The 3095-nt window shown below is 25.4% G+C and carries 1 protein-coding gene; it reads right to left on the reverse strand.

What is annotated here, in order from left to right:
• Nucleotides 1–2564: hypothetical protein (locus FJR74_RS08280; protein ID WP_140915060.1), on the reverse strand; the 2564-nt coding region annotated here is incomplete at its 3' end.
• Nucleotides 2565–3095 lie beyond the last annotated feature (531 nt).

The following is a 3095-nucleotide window of genomic DNA, read 5'->3' on the forward strand; positions in this document are numbered from 1 at the left end:
GCTTCAGTGTCTTTTGCAGTTTTGATTGCTTCATTTAATTCACTGACTTTGGTTTCTAAAGTACTGAATTCTTGATCGAATTCATTAGCTGAATCAGCTTCAACTTGGCTTAATAAATTATCGTATGCAATTTTGAAATCACTGTATTTTTCGTTTGCATATTGTTTAGCTTCAGCTTCATTGACTTTAGCTAATAAGGTATTTAGTTTTTCTTTTCTATCTTGAATTCTTTTTGCCTTTTGAGCAGCTTCAGTGTCTTTTGCAGTTTTGATTGCTTCATTTAATTCACTGACTTTGGTTTCTAAAGTACTGAATTCTTGATCGAATTCATTAGCTGAATCAGCTTCAACTTGGCTTAATAAATTATCGTATGCAATTTTGAAATCACTGTATTTTTCGTTTGCATATTGTTTAGCTTCAGCTTCATTGACTTTTGCTAATAAGGTATTTAGTTTTTCTTTTCTATCTTGAATTCTTTTTGCTTTTTGAGCAGCTTCAGTGTCTTTTGCAGTTTTGATTGCTTCATTTAATTCACTGACTTTAGTTTCTAAAGTACTGAATTCTTCCTCAAATTGATTAGCTGAATCAGCTTCAACTTGGCTTAATAAATTATCATATGCGCTTTTGAAATCGCTATATTTTTCATTTGCATATTGTTTAGCTTCAGCTTCATTAACTTTGGCTAATAAGGTATTTAGTTTGTCTTTTTTATCTTGAATTCTTTTTGCTTTTTGGGAAGCCTTTTCTTCGGCGGCTTTTGCAACTTGGATAGCTTCATTTAATTCACTAACTTTAGTTTCTAAAGTACTGAATTCTTCATCGAATTGATTAGCTGAATCAGCTTCAACTTGGCTTAATAAATTATCATATGCGCTTTTGAAATCACTGTATTTTTCGTTTGCATATTGTTTAGCTTCAGCTTCATTGACTTTAGCTAATAAGGTATTTAGCTTTTCTTTTCTATCTTGAATTCTTTTTGCTTTTTGGGAAGCCTTTTCTTCGGCGGCTTTTGCAACTTTAATAGCTTCATTTATTTCAGTAAATTTAATTTTTAATGCATTTAATTCGCCCTCAAAATCAATCGCCTCATCTTTTAAAATTTTATTCCTTAGAACATAATATGAATTTCGAAAGTCTATATAGTTTTCACGAGCATATTTTTGGGCATCTCAACTATTAAGTTTTCATTCTAAACCGTCTACTTTTCCTTTTCTGTATTTAATCCTTCTTATTGCTTCATTTCTTAGCTTACTTTCATCAGTTAGAAATATTTCATAATAGTATGTTTTACCACCGACGATTTTTCTTTTTAATTTAGGATTGAAAAAACCTATACGAAAAATAATGATTAATTTATCATTTTGTATAATTGTTTTTAATTCATTATTTAGATGCCCGTCTGCCAATAAAGAGTCAGGACTAATTAAGTTTGAAAATCTTGGAATATCATTATTAGTTAATTCCAATATTGCTAAATCTTCGTTATTTAAATCTTCTTCACTAGGTTTATTTGTATTAGTTAAGATTACTTTTTTCAATGTAGGTGAATAAAATAAATTTAAATTGGTTATATTCTTTTTTATAAAATCTAACTTATTTTCTATTAATTTAACTGGAGTGTAACTAAGATGCTGGATATATTCGTCATATTTTTGTTTAAGTAAAATGTTTTCAATGTCTAAATAATTTTTTTCGATTTCATTTTTACTCATTTCGAAAAAATTTTGATTCATTGAGCCATTTTTCATCAGTTTTTCTTTTAATTTGTTGGCTTCATCAAGGCATGAAGAAAATAAAAATGATAGCCTTCATTCATCAACATATTTTTTTGAATAATCATTTGACATATAATCAATTAATTTTTCAATTTGGTTTAATTGGCTTTCGTTTAAAGAGGTTTTAATTTCTTGAAGTTTTTGATCTAAAATTTTTAAAGAAGATTTTAAGTTGTTAATAGTTTTTTCATAATCAGAAGGTAATGTTATACCGTTTTTAATATTTTTTTTACTTTCATTTAAAAATTCTAAATACCTATCATATTCAGTTTTAATATATTTTTGATACTCCGAAGCTTTAGACTTTAATAAGAATTCAACTTCAGTCTTAATTGCATGCAAAATATCTTTCTGAGCTTTTTTATACTTATCTTCTTCAGAATTATTTTTAATTTCTAAAGTTTTGCATTTATAATAAGCATTAAAAATTTCTTTGCGGTATTTATCAATCGCTTTCGAAAATGTTTCATATTCTTTTTTCAAAACTTTATTACTTTGGTTTATTTTGTTTAACAGTTTTTCATATTCATTTTTTGCAAATTCATATTCATAAAACTCACTTGGCTGAGATTTTATATGTTTTTCCACTTCATCACTGTAAAATCTATTTGAATTAGTGAAATTTAATGATGAATTCAGTGCTTGAGTCTTATAGTCTAGACTATTTTCTTTATAGTCTTGATTTTCTTTTTGACACGAAATCATAATAGCAGGTGAAACTGCTAAAAATGCAGAAACTCCAAAAATCGTAAGTTTCTTACTTAATTTATTTTTGTTCTTATTTCCCATTTATTTTTTTCCTTATATTTTTTATATATGAACATATTATACTACACGTTAAGTAAAACCTATTGCATTATTGAGTTACTAAAATAACATTTACTACTAATTAAAATGTAAAATAACACTAATTCTTGTAGTTGATAAATAATTTAATGATTTGATTAATAACGGATATTAGCACTGCTCCTAAATTAAAACCAGCAATATTTTTTTATAAAAAACTAAACTAAATAAAAAAATGAAAGATCAAACTTAATCAATAATAAAAATTAAATTTAAAAAACGCAAAAATATTTAACTCTATTAAATAAAATATCAAAAACTACAAGCATAATTTTTAGCAATTTTTCATATTTTTTAATAGTCTTTAAATTACTCTATTTTAATATGCAAAAATTAACTTTTATTAAAGTAAATATAACTTTAATAATTTTTTTATCTTCAACTTTAATTTTAGATTTTAGTATCAATAGTAATTTTATTTAACTATTTTTTAAATAAAATAAAAAACGACCAGGCCACAGCTAGGTCGTTTTA

It is taken from the genome of Metamycoplasma neophronis, assembly GCF_006491995.1.
GTDB lineage: Bacteria > Bacillota_I > Bacilli_A > Mycoplasmatales > Metamycoplasmataceae > Metamycoplasma > Metamycoplasma neophronis.